This is a genomic window from Trichocoleus sp. DQ-A3 (assembly GCF_039961975.1).
In the GTDB taxonomy this organism is placed as follows: Bacteria; Cyanobacteriota; Cyanobacteriia; order Cyanobacteriales; family FACHB-T130; genus FACHB-T130.
In genome coordinates this window covers 44,339-58,230 of sequence record NZ_JAMPKC010000009.1, presented here as the reverse complement: position 1 = coordinate 58,230, position 13,892 = coordinate 44,339, and the positions used below count along the sequence as shown (strand labels likewise).

Annotated in this window: 16 protein-coding genes; 13 read left to right on the top strand and 3 right to left on the bottom strand. The window is 47.6% G+C overall.

From position 1 onward, the window contains the following. Positions 1–120: 120 nt before the first annotated feature. A complete protein-coding gene (locus tag NDI44_RS15350) occupies positions 121–948 on the bottom strand; it encodes a nuclear transport factor 2 family protein (RefSeq protein ID WP_190411941.1) in 828 nt (275 codons plus the stop codon). Positions 949–1,095: 147 nt separating this feature from the next. Here NDI44_RS15350 and murG point away from each other — a divergent pair, with 147 nt between their 5' ends. The 13 genes from murG to NDI44_RS15285 all read left to right on the top strand — a co-directional run bounded on the left by murG (position 1,096) and on the right by NDI44_RS15285 (position 11,924). Next, positions 1,096–2,154: an undecaprenyldiphospho-muramoylpentapeptide beta-N-acetylglucosaminyltransferase gene (gene murG, locus NDI44_RS15345; RefSeq protein ID WP_190411802.1), complete on the top strand. Its 1,059-nt coding sequence runs from the start codon at positions 1,096–1,098 to the stop codon at positions 2,152–2,154. 147 nt (positions 2,155–2,301) lie between these two features. Further along, positions 2,302–2,652, top strand: a complete 351-nt coding sequence (locus tag NDI44_RS15340; protein WP_190411801.1) for an S-layer protein — start codon at positions 2,302–2,304, stop codon at positions 2,650–2,652. A 138-nt stretch (positions 2,653–2,790) separates the two neighbouring features. Beyond that, on the top strand, positions 2,791–3,306 hold the full coding sequence (locus NDI44_RS15335; RefSeq protein ID WP_190411800.1) for a DUF29 family protein: 516 nt from the start codon (positions 2,791–2,793) through the stop codon (positions 3,304–3,306). 173 nt (positions 3,307–3,479) lie between these two features. Further along, positions 3,480–4,439 carry an RluA family pseudouridine synthase gene (locus NDI44_RS15330; RefSeq protein ID WP_190411799.1) on the top strand — a complete coding sequence of 320 codons (960 nt, stop codon included), beginning with the start codon at positions 3,480–3,482 and terminating at the stop codon, positions 4,437–4,439. Between the two features lie 556 nt (positions 4,440–4,995). Then, the gene (locus NDI44_RS15325; RefSeq protein WP_190411798.1) at positions 4,996–5,514 is read left to right on the top strand and encodes a phycocyanin subunit beta; all 519 of its coding nucleotides are present in this window, start codon (positions 4,996–4,998) and stop codon (positions 5,512–5,514) included. Between the two features lie 92 nt (positions 5,515–5,606). Next, positions 5,607–6,095, top strand: a complete 489-nt coding sequence (cpcA, locus tag NDI44_RS15320) for a phycocyanin subunit alpha (protein WP_190411797.1) — start codon at positions 5,607–5,609, stop codon at positions 6,093–6,095. A 132-nt stretch (positions 6,096–6,227) separates the two neighbouring features. After that, a complete protein-coding gene (locus NDI44_RS15315; RefSeq protein ID WP_190411796.1) occupies positions 6,228–7,103 on the top strand; it encodes a phycobilisome linker polypeptide in 876 nt (291 codons plus the stop codon). Positions 7,104–7,168: 65 nt separating this feature from the next. Beyond that, positions 7,169–7,546 carry a phycobilisome linker polypeptide gene (locus tag NDI44_RS15310; protein ID WP_242037019.1) on the top strand — a complete coding sequence of 126 codons (378 nt, stop codon included), beginning with the start codon at positions 7,169–7,171 and terminating at the stop codon, positions 7,544–7,546. Between the two features lie 68 nt (positions 7,547–7,614). After that, the gene (locus NDI44_RS15305) at positions 7,615–8,487 is read left to right on the top strand and encodes a HEAT repeat domain-containing protein (protein WP_190411795.1); all 873 of its coding nucleotides are present in this window, start codon (positions 7,615–7,617) and stop codon (positions 8,485–8,487) included. Positions 8,488–8,734: 247 nt separating this feature from the next. Beyond that, complete coding sequence (locus NDI44_RS15300; RefSeq protein ID WP_190411794.1) at positions 8,735–9,358, top strand: HEAT repeat domain-containing protein; 624 nt, start codon at positions 8,735–8,737, stop codon at positions 9,356–9,358. A 72-nt stretch (positions 9,359–9,430) separates the two neighbouring features. Next, positions 9,431–10,264, top strand: coding sequence for a phycobilisome rod-core linker polypeptide (locus NDI44_RS15295; RefSeq protein ID WP_190411793.1), 834 nt, complete (start codon positions 9,431–9,433; stop codon positions 10,262–10,264). A 71-nt stretch (positions 10,265–10,335) separates the two neighbouring features. Beyond that, positions 10,336–11,082 carry a phycobilisome rod-core linker polypeptide gene (locus tag NDI44_RS15290; RefSeq protein WP_190411792.1) on the top strand — a complete coding sequence of 249 codons (747 nt, stop codon included), beginning with the start codon at positions 10,336–10,338 and terminating at the stop codon, positions 11,080–11,082. An 80-nt stretch (positions 11,083–11,162) separates the two neighbouring features. Then, complete coding sequence (locus tag NDI44_RS15285) at positions 11,163–11,924, top strand: phycobilisome rod-core linker polypeptide (protein ID WP_190411791.1); 762 nt, start codon at positions 11,163–11,165, stop codon at positions 11,922–11,924. A 256-nt stretch (positions 11,925–12,180) separates the two neighbouring features. Here NDI44_RS15285 and NDI44_RS15280 read toward each other — a convergent pair whose 3' ends face one another. Continuing rightward, positions 12,181–12,627 carry an NADAR family protein gene (locus NDI44_RS15280; RefSeq protein WP_190411790.1) on the bottom strand — a complete coding sequence of 149 codons (447 nt, stop codon included), beginning with the start codon at positions 12,625–12,627 and terminating at the stop codon, positions 12,181–12,183. 65 nt (positions 12,628–12,692) lie between these two features. After that, positions 12,693–13,754 (bottom strand): DUF3365 domain-containing protein, encoded by a 1,062-nt coding sequence (locus NDI44_RS15275; protein WP_190411789.1) that lies wholly within the window; start codon positions 13,752–13,754, stop codon positions 12,693–12,695. Positions 13,755–13,892 lie beyond the last annotated feature (138 nt).

Here is a 13,892-nt window from a genome sequence, read left to right as displayed (position 1 = left end):
TTCACGTTTTTTGCAGTCTTTAAAAATATTCCTTGCAAATCAAACAAAATTGCTATAAATTCTGAAAATTGAGCTTTGAGTTTTTAATTTAATTAAAAACTCAAAACTCAAAACTCAAAACTATTTGGAAGGGCGACCGCCTTCTACAACCCGCAGGCGCTGAGTAACGGTTGTCATGCCTTGTTCGCGGATTACAACCGTTGATACCCAATAATTCCCTTTTGTCAGGGGAGCGCGACCTACCTTAAAAATTCCACCCGATGACAGTAACTCCAGATCCACCGGCGCGGGTTTGGCAAAGCGATCGCCCCGCACGGGTTCTTCCACTGCTGCTCCCAACATCAAATCGTCGCCTAGGGGTTCTTGGACGACTGCATCAAGGCTATAGGATTGACCAATACGAACCTCTTCCGGTAACTTCATGTCCACCGTGGGAGGCTTTACGCCTGCGGTCGTCTGAGTGCGTTCTCCCAGAATCTCCTGCTGGACAATTTTTTGACCTTGAAAGCGCTGACGCGATCGCAAGGCGGACTCAAACTTCATATTTTTGCCATCGATTCGCTGGGTGCCAGTAATCTGAGTCACCGTCTCCGCAACCAGGGCATCGCCTTCCTTGTCCCAAGATTTGAGTTCTGTACGATAATTCAGGTTTGGGTAGCGCTTCCAGAGTTGAGTTAAAGTCTGTTGCAGGCTCTGACGATTTAAGCCATCAGAATGGGTAAAATTCTGGCTATAGAACTGCATCACCGTATTCACATCCTGACGATTGGCAGCTGCATCAATTTGCGTGAGAGAATTTTTTAGCTCGGCGGGTGCTGTTTCTGGACTCGCTGCCCGAACAGTGTTTGGATGAAGCAGGGACGTAAAAATTATAAAGGCAAAAATTTTCGACTTTTGCTTGATGAGAGACTGGAACAAGCTGACAGACGGAGTTATCTGGTTACGCATCACAGACGTGTTTGAATAATTGGATAAAGAAAACCGGGTCGAGCAACAGACGTGCTAAAGAGTAGAAATCCTGGATGCTCTATTGGCTAATTTATAACTGATTTTTAATCTTATCCGAGCCAGGACAGCCAGTAGGAGATAGAAACTTTGGCAAATGAACCGAAACGATTGTTAATTGCAGCGAGTGGTACTGGGGGACATTTATTTCCCGCGATCGCGCTAGCCGAGAAACTGCCAGACTATGAAATTGAGTGGTTGGGTGTCCCGAACCGCCTGGAAACCCAATTAGTTCCGGCTCAATATCCCCTCAACACCATTGAGGTGGAAGGGTTTCAACAAGGGTTTGGACTGGGGACATTGGGCATTCTGCTGCGACTGACGGGTTCCATCCGGCAGGTACGCCAGCTACTTAAAGACAAGAATTTTCAGGGTGTATTCAGCACAGGGGGTTACATTGCTGCACCGGCGATTATTGCCGCGCGGTCCATTGGAATCCCGGTGATTATGCACGAATCCAATGCCCTCCCCGGCAAAGTGACTCGCTGGTTGAGTCCGTGGTGTAATAGCGTGGCGCTGGGGTTTGAATATGGAGCGCATTACCTACCCCGCGCTGGAACCGCCTACACTGGCACCCCGGTTCGCGCCCAGTTTCGTGCCCCCCAAAAGCTGGAGTTACCGATTCCTGAAGACGTGCCCTTAATAGCGGTCGTCGGTGGCTCTCAGGGCGCTGTTGCCGTCAATCAAATCGTCCGCGAGTGCGCCCCAGCGTGGTTGAATGCCGGTGCCTGGATTGTCCATCTGACGGGCGATAATGACCCTGATGCCCAAAGTTTCCAGCATCCTCAGTATCTTTCCATGCCGTTTTATGACAATATGGCGGCACTTTTGCAACGGACGAACCTGGCAATTAGCCGCGCTGGCGCTGGGACATTAACTGAACTTGCGGTTACGCAAACCCCAGCGATTCTCATTCCCTACCCTTTCGCCGCCGAAGATCATCAAGTCTACAATGGGGCAATTTTTAACTCAGCAGGCGCTGGTTTGGTATTCCGGCAGTCAGAACTGACGCCTCAGTTACTAGAAAGTAAGGTATTGAATTTATTGCAGTCGCCCGAACAGCTACAACAAATGGCTCAAAAAGCTGCTACGCTAGCAGTTCCTGACAGTGCCGAACGTTTAGCCGATCTGGTGCGCCGAACGTTGTAGCTAAAAGGCTTTCAGTCACAAAGCCTTTGGATGAGAAATTAGGATTTATCCACAAATTGGAACAGCCAATTTAACGCCAGTAATTGTTAGTTTTGAGGAGGGGCAACTTTAAGAGAAAGTTGCCCGTACAGTTGTTCCTTGCAAACCATGAAACTCAAAATCGCAACAGCTATACTCCTTGCCACTATTGGCTTCGTGGCTCCAGCTAAAGCGCAAGATTCCGAACCACTCAGCCCAACAACGCCCTCATCTCCAGCGCAACCGACTTCAGATCCAGTTTTGGAAGCCTGCGCCCAAGACCAAGCCGATACTTTACCCAATCCTTTCTCAGATGTGCCGTCGAATCACTGGGCATTCAAAGCGGTTCTAAGTATGTATTATTGTGGCGCTTATCGAGGGTCAAGTTCACCTGAGAGGGTTAAACCATTTCTGCAACAACAGATTCCTCAACAAAGCAGCAATCTGCCTAAAACTAGAGTGAAAGTTCCTCAAACTTAGGAGGATTTTGTGTATAAGTAAGGATGCGATCGCTCTCAGAAAAGTGCCGAGAGCGATCGCATCCTTCTGATAGTCAATAGCCTAGTCTATACCCGCGTACCACATAATTTTGCGATGTAAAAGTGAGGTCAGTTGACAATGACTCAAGAACTCACCGACTTAAAAGCTTCCATTCTGGAAGGAAGATACGAAGATGCTTTGTCCCTGGTGGATGATTTGGAAGGGATGAGTAAAAAAGCTATTTTGCAGAATATTGAGAGCTTTCTCAGTAGAATGCTGGTTCACTTGATAAAGAATAAAATTGAGCAGCGTTTAACTAATTCTTGGGCAGTTTCTATTCGAGATTCGCTTCTAAAGATTCAAGCTTTAAATATGAAAGAAAATAAAACTTCCTTCTATATTAACCAGGATGAATGGGAATCTTACCTGGAAAATTCTTTTGAAGATGCTATATTCGCGGCAAGTGTGGAAGTTTTAAATGGGAATTATACCCCATTTCAACTACAAGATATGGTAAGCAGGACGGAGATAATTGTCGCAGCAAATAAACTTCTAAGCTTGACCTATTCCAATTCAGCCAAGGCATTGCGCGACATTATTAGTGAGGAATTGAGTAAATTACCAGGCGCGGAAGAGTGGAAATTAGGAAAATAAAGTAAATTTGTTTCGGCTAGGATGCAGTAATTACACTGCTACTCTTAAGAAACAAGTCTTCCCACTCGTACTAAAATGCGATCGCGCCGCCCTCACTAACCTTTGTTCCTGTTTCTCTTCCTCCGCGTCCTCTGCGTCCTCTGCGGTTCGTTTCCAACTTAAACAGTGAATTCGTGAATTCCCCCCATTCAATCTCTCTCGAAGTTCAAGAAACAGGCAGTCGCATTGACCGCTATCTTTCCCAACAACTACCAGATTTATCCCGTTCGCGCATCCAGAAACTAATTGAAGACGGCAACGTGCTACTGAACGGCACCGTCTGCACGTCCAAGAAAGCAACCATGCAAATGGGCGACCGCCTATCTTTAACGATTCCAGAAGTGCGATCGCTAGACCTGCAACCAGAAGAAATCCCTTTAGATGTTCTTTATGAAGATGATTCCCTAATTATCATCAACAAACCGGCGGGTTTAGTCGTTCATCCAGCCGCAGGACACGAAGCAGGCACTCTCGTCAACGCTCTTTTAGCCCACTGTCCTCTCGCGGAAATTGGCGGGGTGCAACGTCCGGGAATTGTCCATCGTCTTGACAAGGATACGACGGGGGCAATGGTTGTTGCCAAAACCGACCAAGCCCACCAACACCTGCAAGCTCAACTAAAAGCTAAAACCGCACGTCGGGAATATCTGGGCGTCGTCTACGGTTCTCCCCGCGCTGAGGGCGGCACAATTGACCAGCCTATCGGTCGTCATTCGGGCGATCGCAAAAAAATGGCTGTCGTACCGCTAGAGAAGGGGGGACGAGCGGCGATGACTCACTGGCGGGTGCAGGAACGCCTGGGAAACCACACGTTGATGCTTTTTCAACTCGAAACAGGTCGCACCCACCAAATTCGCGTTCACAGCGCCTACATCGGTTATCCAATTGTGGGAGATCCCGTTTACAGTTCCGGTCACTCTGTCGGGGTCAATCTTCCCGGTCAAGCGCTCCATGCTTGGCGGCTTCGATTGCAACATCCAGTAACCGGGGAGTTGATAGAAGCGATCGCACCCCTACCCTCAGCATTTGTAAAGCTTCTCGATGTGCTGCGAAGACGAATTGCTGCCACTAATCCACAATCGATAGACCGATAAGGCTTTATATATTTACATAAAACTACATAATTACATTTAGTTCCAAAAAACCCCTAACCCTTGCCGAGAAACTTTTTAAACAAATATTAAAAAACCATAAAAACAAAAACCTTGGCTTTTTTGAGTATAAATACTTGGAGAATTGTAACGAAGTATGTGGGAAATAAAATCCAAGACCCTTGGAAGGGTAAGGATTTGAGCTTTTATTCATGGCTCTTGAGATTGCTTAATAAATCTTAAAAAACAAAGCTGCGAAGGCGTTGTATAAAAATAACCGGAGGGATCAATAACAGACAAAAGTTAAACAAGACACGGATTTATCAAGGTTGCAAATCTCTCATAAAAGCACGGACTTTTCTCATATTTCTGTGAAAACCAATTTGTTGCAGGTAAAGTAACAGAAGGGATGGGAGAGCGACTTAAAAAGCGTGTTGGACTTATGTCTGGGCTTGACCAATCCAAGAGCTGATTCAATAGATTGAAGTAGCTCTGCTTGACAAATATCGACGTTTTAAAAAACCACACTCATCCAAATCAGTAGTAGGAGATTGAGTTCATGTTAGATGCATTCGCCAAGGTTGTTTCTCAGGCTGATGCCCGCGGTGAATTCTTGAGCACCGAGCAGCTCGATGCCCTGACCAATGTTGTCAAGGATGGCAGCAAGCGTTTGGATACCGTTAACCGCATCACCAGCAATGCTTCCAGCATTGTTGCCAACGCCGCTCGTGCTTTGTTTGAAGAGCAGCCTCAACTGATTCAACCAGGTGGAAACGCATACACCAACCGTCGTATGGCAGCTTGCCTCCGCGACATGGAAATCATCCTGCGCTACGTTACCTATGCCACAATTGCTGGTGATTCTAGCGTGTTGGACGATCGCTGCTTGAACGGTCTACGCGAAACCTACCAAGCTCTAGGCGTTCCTGGTGGTTCTGTTGCTGCTGGCGTCCAAAAGATGAAAGAAGCTGCGGTCAAAATCGCTAATGACCCCAATGGCATCACCAAGGGCGACTGTAGCCAACTGATGTCTGAAGTAGCTAGCTACTTCGATCGTGCCTCATCTGCTGTTGCTTAAGAACAACTAGCAAGCTTGCTGTTGGATAGACGCGAACATTCGCGTTGTTTAGTCGAAAACTTTGCAAACACTTTTAGGGAGATACCTCAACAATGAAGACCCCGATTACTGAAGCCATCGGCGCAGCCGATACCCAAGGTCGTTTCTTAGGCAACACCGAACTGACTGCTGTTAACGGTCGCTTTGAGCGTGCCGCTGCCAGCATGGAAGCTGCCCGTGCATTGACCCAAAAGGCTCAGCAACTGATTGATGGTGCTGCTCAAGCCGTGTACCAAAAGTTCCCATACACCACCCAGATGCAGGGGCCTCAGTATGCTTCTGACTCTCGTGGTAAATCCAAGTGTGCCCGTGACATCGGTCACTATCTGCGGATGGTTACCTACTGTCTAGTTGCTGGTGGTACAGGTCCAATGGACGAGTACCTGATTGCCGGTTTGGATGAAATCAACCGCACATTCGAGCTGTCCAACAGCTGGTACGTAGAAGCCCTCAAGAACATCAAGGCCAATCATGGTCTGACTGGTCAAGCTGCTAACGAAGCCAACACCTACATCGACTACGCCATTAACGCCCTGAGCTAGTATTCAGGTGCGGTGCCCGGAAGAATCAGCGAGTGTTGGCGTGCTTGCTAGCAGTTGCTAATTTTTCCGGGCATTGTTTTTCTCAATTTGAGTATAAAAATCTTAAAAAGTTGTTGCGTTGGGAGAGCAAGAATGGCCGGTTTAGTGGCGTCGAATTTAGCAGCAGCAGGCCGCCTAGGTCTTTCTGCATTTGATGAAACACGGGTGGAACTGCGGCCTGACTGGACAGAGGACGATCTGCAAGCGGTAATCCGCGCGGTTTACCGTCAGGTACTAGGCAACGATTACATCATGAAGTCGGAACGCCTAACCTATGCTGAATCGCAGCTTCGGCAAGGAAATATAACGGTAAGAGATTTTGTCCGCGCGATCGCTAAGTCAGATCTATACAAAAACAAGTTTTTCTTTCGCAATTCCAATACCCGCTTGATCGAACTCAACTACAAGCATTTGCTAGGGCGGGCACCTTACGCAGAGGATGAGATAAACTCCCACCTCAATATCTATGAGGAACAGGGGTACGACGCAGAAATCGATTCCTACATCGACAGCGTTGAGTATGAAGCCAACTTCGGAAACAACGTTGTCCCTTATTATCGTGGATTTATGGTAGAGCCGGGAGTGAGAACGACCGGCTTTACTCGTATGTTCCGCCTGTATCGGGGTTATGCGAATAGCGATCGCTCCCAAGTTGGAGGAAAAACTCCCCGACTGATGGGCGAATTGAGCCGAAATGAGGCTTCTACAATTTTCCAACCCTCTGGCAGTTCTTCGTCCTGGAGATCGGCAGCGATTCCTCAAGACGCAGCCCCCAGAAAAGCCCTCGGCGGTACTAAGGAACAAAGCGGACGGGTTTATCGCATTGAAGTGTCTGGAATTCTCAGCCCAGGCTACCCGAAAGTCCGTCGCAGTAGCAACGCCTTCCTAGTGCCCTACGAGCAGCTGTCCCAAAAACTACAGCAAATTACGAAACAGGGCGGCAAAATTGTCAGCGTTACACCCGCTTAAGGTGAGCAGATTCTAAGTGTCATCGCACTTAGTCTTTTTTGAATGAGTCTTTTTTGACAATGGTGATGACACCAACTATCAAGTTTCATGTCATCATCCCCTCAACTGTTTTCAACCCAATTACAGGAGCTATTTCAACGATGTTTGGACAAACTGCACTTGGGAGCGGTACTTTGGGTGACGCTGCCAATCGGGTATTTCGCTACGAAGTCGAAGGTTTACGTCAGACTTACGAATCTGACAAACTCAGCTATCCCATTCGCCGTAGTGGCAGTTTCTATATCACAGTGCCCTACAGCCGCATGAATGAAGAAATGCAGCGGATTAACCGCATGGGTGGCAGAATCGTCAACATTCAGCCTTTAACTCTGGATGGAGACAGCGAAGCTAAAAGCCAAGCGACAACAGCCCATCAAAATCATGACGCTGAAGGCAAGCGCTAAGCCGATTCAGCTTACCCAGAAAGCCCATTCAGCCATGTTCGTAAAAGCCAAGTCATTGCACTCCTACGATGCGATCGCCTAATCCCGATCGATATTCTGAATCAGACTCACCGTCCGGAAATTCACCGGGTAGCGAACCGCTAACGGTGGAGCAGGCAATTGCCAATCTCCGCCATGAAGATTTAAGTCTCCGCTACTATGCTGCCTGGTGGCTGGGTAAATTCCGCGTGCGCGAGTCTGCTGCTGTAGAAGCTCTGATTACAGCTTTGGAGGATGAATCGGATCGGACAGAGCTAGGTGGATACCCCCTCCGTCGCAATGCCGCACGAGCGCTAGGGAAACTAAGCGATCGCCGAGCCGTTCCAGGGCTGATTCGTTGTTTGCGCTGCTCCGACTTCTATGTTCGAGAAGCCGCAGCTCAGTCTTTGGGAATGCTAGGCGATCGCACCTGCATTCCGGAACTGATGCAACTGCTAGAAGGGGGTGTGGTAGCCGCTCTGCCAGTACCAGGGCGACCTCATCTGACACAACCCTATGAAGCAGTGCTGGAAGCCTTAGGAGCACTTCAAGCGGTGGAAGCAACTGCTCAGATTCAACCGTTTCTGGAGCATCCTGTCGCGCGGGTGCAATATGCAGCAGCGCGGGCAATGTACCAGTTAACGGAAGATTCCGTTTATGGGGAACGCTTGGTTCAAGCATTGGAAGGCAGCGATCTGCAACTGCGCCGCATCGTATTATCAGACTTGGGTGCGATTGGTTATCTGCCAGCAGCGGAAGCGATCGCCAGTGCTGCCACCGAAAATAGCTTCAAACTCATTGCCCTCAAAGGGCTGCTGGAACACGTACAGGCGCGAGCGATCGCGTCTTTACACCCAGATGAACCGAATTCGCTATCTGCTGACGCCATCAGGGTGATGACCCTGATGGATGCTTTGTTATAGTCAATTGTCGTTTTCTAATGGCTAATCGCAAGTAGCAAATGGCAATTAACAACTAGCAATCAGTAAGTAGCTAGACATAACTTAAACAGCACGTAGCCTATAGGTAGGGTGGGCACTGCCCACCCATTGCACGGCACGGGTGGCAGTGCCCACCCTACTGCTTCGTTTATTTATGCTCAGCTACTTAACAAATGGCAATTGACAATTCGCAATTCGCCATTGACCACCGAGCGCCGATGATGGACTAATGACTGATTCGCCCCAAGAACTGATTCGTGCCATTGAACAGGCAGATTCCCCCGGACGTTTGGTGGCGTCAGTCCGAGCCTTAGCTGCCGCCCGTCTAGAAGTTGGGATTCCTACCCTGATCGCCGTCTTAGGTTATAACAACCCAGGAGCGGCAGTAGCAGCAGTAGAAGGGCTGATTCAGTTAGGGGAAATCGCCGTACAACCCTTGCTGGAAAAACTGGACGCCTATGACTACGGTGCCAGGGCTTATGCGATTCGTGCCCTAGCCGGAATCGCCGACCCCCGCGCTTTAGACATCTTAGTAGAGGCAGCAGTCACCGACTTCGCGCCCAGCGTTCGCCGCGCTGCTGCGAAAGGGCTGGGAAACCTCCGGTGGAACACGTTGAATGCCCAACAGATTCAAAGCGCGATCCCTAGGGCATTGGAAACCCTGCTGCTCATTTCTCAAGACCTGGACTGGGCGATTCGCTACGCCGCTGTCGTCGGCTTGCAAGCACTCTCCACTCAGTTGGAAGTCCGCCCGTCCATCCAAAAGCGATTAGCGGAAATGGCTTTAGATAATGACCCAGCAGTTCGTGCCAGAGTTCAGCTGGCTCACCAGTCATTAGTGATGAGTCCTTAGCAAAGGCCCATTCGTCTTTTATTCATGGACTCATCACTAACAGCTAACAACTAACAACTAACAACAAAAAATATGCCAATTCCACTTCTTGAAATTACACCAACCACGCAGAATCAGCGTGTAGAAGGGTACGAAGTACCTGATGAGGACGACGCACAGATTTATCGATTGACAGATGCAACCTCAGACACGGCAATTAATGACTTGATCTGGGCTGCCTACCGGCAAATCATCAGCGAACATTTAATTTTAGAAAGCTACCGCCAACCTTTTCTAGAATCTCAACTGCGGAATCGAGCCATATCCGTGCGCGAGTTTATTCGAGGATTGGGCAAGTCCGATGTTTATCGGCAGTTGGTGGCAGACACGAACTCCAACTACCGCTTAGTTGACATCACTTTCAAGCGGTTTCTGGGACGCGCTACCTATGGCAAAGACGAGCAAATTGCTTGGTCAATTGTAATTGCTTCCAAGGGATTGCATGGCTTTATCGATGCCGTTGTTGATAGCGAAGAATACCGCCAGAACTTCGGCGATGAGATTGTACCTTATCAGCGCCGCCGGTTTAACGAGCGACCCTTTAACTTGGTCAACCCCCGGTACAGTGATTACTGGCGCGGTCGCATGATGGGTCTAGATACTCGGAGTTACTTCCAAGTGGGGGGTCAAAACGCCGCGGGTAAAACCTCGGTTCGTCAAGCAATTCCAAACAACTTCTTGGAAATGGCTCGGAGTATTGCCCCTAGCGAAGTCAACTACCAGCGCACCAGAGATCGGGTACTCTCTCAAATTAAAAACATGGAGATTCCCGACACGAGGAGCAAAGCTGCCAACTTGCAACCTGCTGTAGGTCGCACCGACGTAGCCCTTCCTTACCGCTACCTTTATCCAACGCCCAAAGCCTAAAGGCTAATGGCTAATTGTTCATGGTTCATGGCAATTAGCAATCCAACAAGATAGGAACTAACAATTTACCTATGTCAATCCCTTTGCTTTCATACAAACCCAGTTCGCAGAACCAGCGAGTATCGGGTTACGAAGTGCCGAACGAAGATACTCCCCGGAGTTATCGCCTTGAAAACTGCATTGACAATAGCGACCTTGAAGAATTAATCTGGGCAGCCTACCGTCAGGTTTTCAGCGAACACGAAATCCTCAATTCTTTTCGTCAAGTTGACCTAGAATCTCAAGTGAAGAACCGCGCCATTACTGTGCGCGACTTCATCCGAGGTTTGGCGAAGACTGAGGGATTTTACCGCTTGGTTGTTGAGAAAAACTCCAACTATCGAGTCGTCGAAGTTTGCCTCAAACGGATCTTGGGCAGGGCACCCTACAACAAAGACGAAGAAATCGCCTGGTCAATTAAGATTGCCACTAAGGGACTGAGCGGCTTCATTGATGCCCTAGTCGATAGTGAGGAGTATCAGTCTAACTTTGGCGACAGTACGGTGCCTTATCAGCGTCGTCGCTACAAAGATCGACCCTTTAACTTGGTGACGCCTAGCTACGCCGATTACTGGCGCGATAAGGAAGAAAGTGCACGCTACAAATGGGGCAATGTGCAAAACTTCTTGGATATGGCACGGGCAATCAACCCGAAAGCTGTCACCAATACTGTTACCGTTAACACGGCTAACATCAAAATTCCCGACATGACACGGGATAATACAGCGCAAGAGACACGAGTCTCGATTAACTCGCAAGTAAGTTTTCCTCTCCGGTAGCACGGGGATTCCATCGACCAGAGGATACCCCGATGCTGGAAAATAGGAAGTCTCAACCACTTTATAAGGGAGATTTTTAAATGGCACTGCCATTACTTGAATACAAACCAACCACCCAAAACCAACGAGTTAAGAGCTTTGGAAAAGCGGATCTTAACGAAGATACCCCATACATCTATCGCGTGGAAGATGCCAATTCACCGATAGAAATGGAGCAGCTGATTTGGGCGGCTTATCGCCAAGTCTTCAGCGAGCATGAAATCCTCAGATTCAACCGTCAGATTACCCTAGAATCTCAGCTGAAAAATGCGACGATTACAGTAAGGGAATTTATTGCTGGTCTGGCGAAGTCAGAGGCATTTTACCGTGTGGTTGTCTCGGTCAATAACAACTATCGCCTTGTAAACATTTGTCTCAAGCGTTTTTTAGGTCGGGAGCCTTACAACAAAGCCGAAGAAATCGCTTGGTCGATTAAAATTGCCACTTTGGGCTTCAGCGGTTTTGTTGATGCCTTGGTGAACAGCGAAGAATATACCGACAACTTTGGGGATTTCACCGTACCCTACCAGCGCAAGCGGATGGAACAGCGTCCTTTTAACCTGGTGACGCCTCGCTATGGCGAAGACTTCCGCGAAAGTGCTGGCACAGTCAAGACCGATTGGCGCTTCACTGTGGAGAAGTTCTACAGCCGCAAGAACCAAGAACGGCAACTTCCCGAAGGCGATCCCCGCCGGTTCCGCGAGGTTGCGGCGTCGCTCAGTACCAAGCGCAACTACCCACAACGGGTCTCTGCGTTTGACATTGACTACCTCAGCCGAGTGCCCGTGCGTGGCAACCGCTAAGGGATAAAGTGCTAGTTTCCTAGACTGCTTGCACTTCTGATAAAACTAAACTGTGGCTCTGATTCCTGCTCTCAATACAGCTAGATAATGTCCTATAAAGACATCTAGTCGTTAGAGTGAGCGGTCATCAGAGCCACAAACTTTTTGGGTGCATACGGCATAGGCGATCGCCTACTCACACCTCATCTGGATTAATCCCCATTGAGTGCAATCTCTCTGCTAATTGCTCTGCTCTAGCTTGAGCCGATTCTTTCTGTTATGGCTGGTTGCTAAGGCGTAGTATCTCTCGCACTTCTACTAAAATTTGCCCCAACATATTCTTGCCACTACCATCAGCACCGCAACCCCAATAATAATCACCAGGTGCATTTTCAACAATTAACTCATCGCCGGTAGAAAGTAATTCTTCACGAATGTCGGCATGAGTTTCAAATTTGCGTAGCACGGCTTTTCGCATAATGTCATCTTTTACCTGTTCCCAATCGGGACGCAGGGGACGCGATCGCTCTCGTCCCATTCTCGCCGCATCCTTCGGTGTCTTTACCTGGCGAATTTGGTCAGCGTGAGGCGTTCCAACAAACTTTTGCGCTTGAAAATAATGTTCGCTGGTAGGCCAATAAAACCCATCTAATTCAAAGCCGTGAGGCGAAAAATTAGAGAAACAACTATATTTTTCGCGGGTACTGTAAAAGTAAATAGTCATCGGAAAAAGTGTAAATTTTAGCTGAGTAAAGACTAAATGCTAAGCTGCTACACAAGATAGGAAATTTATGTATCGGATTCTTTGGATCTTTTCCTTAGATGTTTAGCCTTTTTCTGCAATTCCTGAAAATAGTCCGACTCTGTAATTTCAGCTACCTGACGCGCTGCTTTGGCTTCATCAATCTCGATCCGGAGTTCCTGTAACTGTTGTTTCAGGCGTTGTTCGCGGGCGTAAATTTCACGCGCCATGCTCTCGAAAACCCGCCCCATCTGTCCCAATTCATCGGCACGACGGGCAACATCTTTTAAACTTTCTAAATCGAATTCCTCAACTTTATCGGAAGTTGTACCAGCAGTAATTTTTTGAGCCAGCTTAGCCATGAGTTTAACTGGCTGAACAACAGTTCGTTTTAATAAGTAATTAATTATAAGCACGGCAAAAGTAAAAATGCCGAGAAAAATTCCGATAATTAGGAAAAAAGAACGGTTGGCTCTCTCAAAAACTTGCTCGGCGGGGACATAGATGACTTGAGCACCAATAATTTCATTTAATTGCCAACCAAAACCGTTTTTACTGCCATAGGTTTTTATCAAATTCTTCGGCGCTGCGGCTGGAGTCGAATGGCAGCGGAGACAACTCTCTTGTTCAATCGCAATCGGTAAAGCTTTATAAAATACTTGCTTGCCAAATAAAGAGCGAAAACCTGAGATTTCTTTCGTTTCTGGTTCGTTGCGAAAGCGGTTTACAATTTTGTCTTCAAAGTTATCTGTTTTATCTAGCAAATTTGTAGGATTCAGAGTAGCATCTTTGTAGAATAAATCTTTATATTCTCCTTTCTGGCGTAAACCTTCAAAAACTTCTCTTACAGAAAAGCTAGGAATTGTTTCAGGAATAAATTCTGGTTGAGCTTCTGCACTCTGCGCTAAGAGAGGACTAATCTGAGTATTTGTATAGTCTCTCAGTGAGTTCATTGTCTCCATGAGAACTACACCTTTAGAGATAATTTCATTTTCGGCTCTGTGCTGAAGTGCCTTAGACAAAGCAATCCCACTAACAACAATCCCAAAGATAAAAACTAGCGATAGAAGTAAGGTGAATTTGGTACCCAGCTTGAATTTATTCAACATGATTATTTTCCTGTTTTATCACAATGAGCGCCCAGTATCTTTGATTACAGGTGTCATTGAGGGCTAAAATTAAGGGCTTTAAATGACATCAACGCAAGAGTATTGTTTAAAAGTTCTTTACCCAATACGGCAAGAAAT

Coding starts and splice junctions, on each gene's coding strand:
- NDI44_RS15295 (WP_190411793.1), top strand. CDS start 9,431: ATGCCAATTCCACTTCTTGAAATTACACCAACCACGCAGAATCAGCGT.
- NDI44_RS15315 (WP_190411796.1), top strand. CDS start 6,228: ATGGCCGGTTTAGTGGCGTCGAATTTAGCAGCAGCAGGCCGCCTAGGT.
- NDI44_RS15280 (WP_190411790.1), bottom strand. CDS start 12,627: ATGACTATTTACTTTTACAGTACCCGCGAAAAATATAGTTGTTTCTCT.
- cpcA (WP_190411797.1), top strand. CDS start 5,607: ATGAAGACCCCGATTACTGAAGCCATCGGCGCAGCCGATACCCAAGGT.
- NDI44_RS15290 (WP_190411792.1), top strand. CDS start 10,336: ATGTCAATCCCTTTGCTTTCATACAAACCCAGTTCGCAGAACCAGCGA.
- NDI44_RS15310 (WP_242037019.1), top strand. CDS start 7,169: ATGACACCAACTATCAAGTTTCATGTCATCATCCCCTCAACTGTTTTC.
- NDI44_RS15325 (WP_190411798.1), top strand. CDS start 4,996: ATGTTAGATGCATTCGCCAAGGTTGTTTCTCAGGCTGATGCCCGCGGT.
- NDI44_RS15300 (WP_190411794.1), top strand. CDS start 8,735: ATGACTGATTCGCCCCAAGAACTGATTCGTGCCATTGAACAGGCAGAT.
- NDI44_RS15275 (WP_190411789.1), bottom strand. CDS start 13,754: ATGTTGAATAAATTCAAGCTGGGTACCAAATTCACCTTACTTCTATCG.
- NDI44_RS15340 (WP_190411801.1), top strand. CDS start 2,302: ATGAAACTCAAAATCGCAACAGCTATACTCCTTGCCACTATTGGCTTC.
- NDI44_RS15285 (WP_190411791.1), top strand. CDS start 11,163: ATGGCACTGCCATTACTTGAATACAAACCAACCACCCAAAACCAACGA.
- NDI44_RS15350 (WP_190411941.1), bottom strand. CDS start 948: ATGCGTAACCAGATAACTCCGTCTGTCAGCTTGTTCCAGTCTCTCATC.
- NDI44_RS15305 (WP_190411795.1), top strand. CDS start 7,615: ATGCGATCGCCTAATCCCGATCGATATTCTGAATCAGACTCACCGTCC.
- NDI44_RS15335 (WP_190411800.1), top strand. CDS start 2,791: ATGACTCAAGAACTCACCGACTTAAAAGCTTCCATTCTGGAAGGAAGA.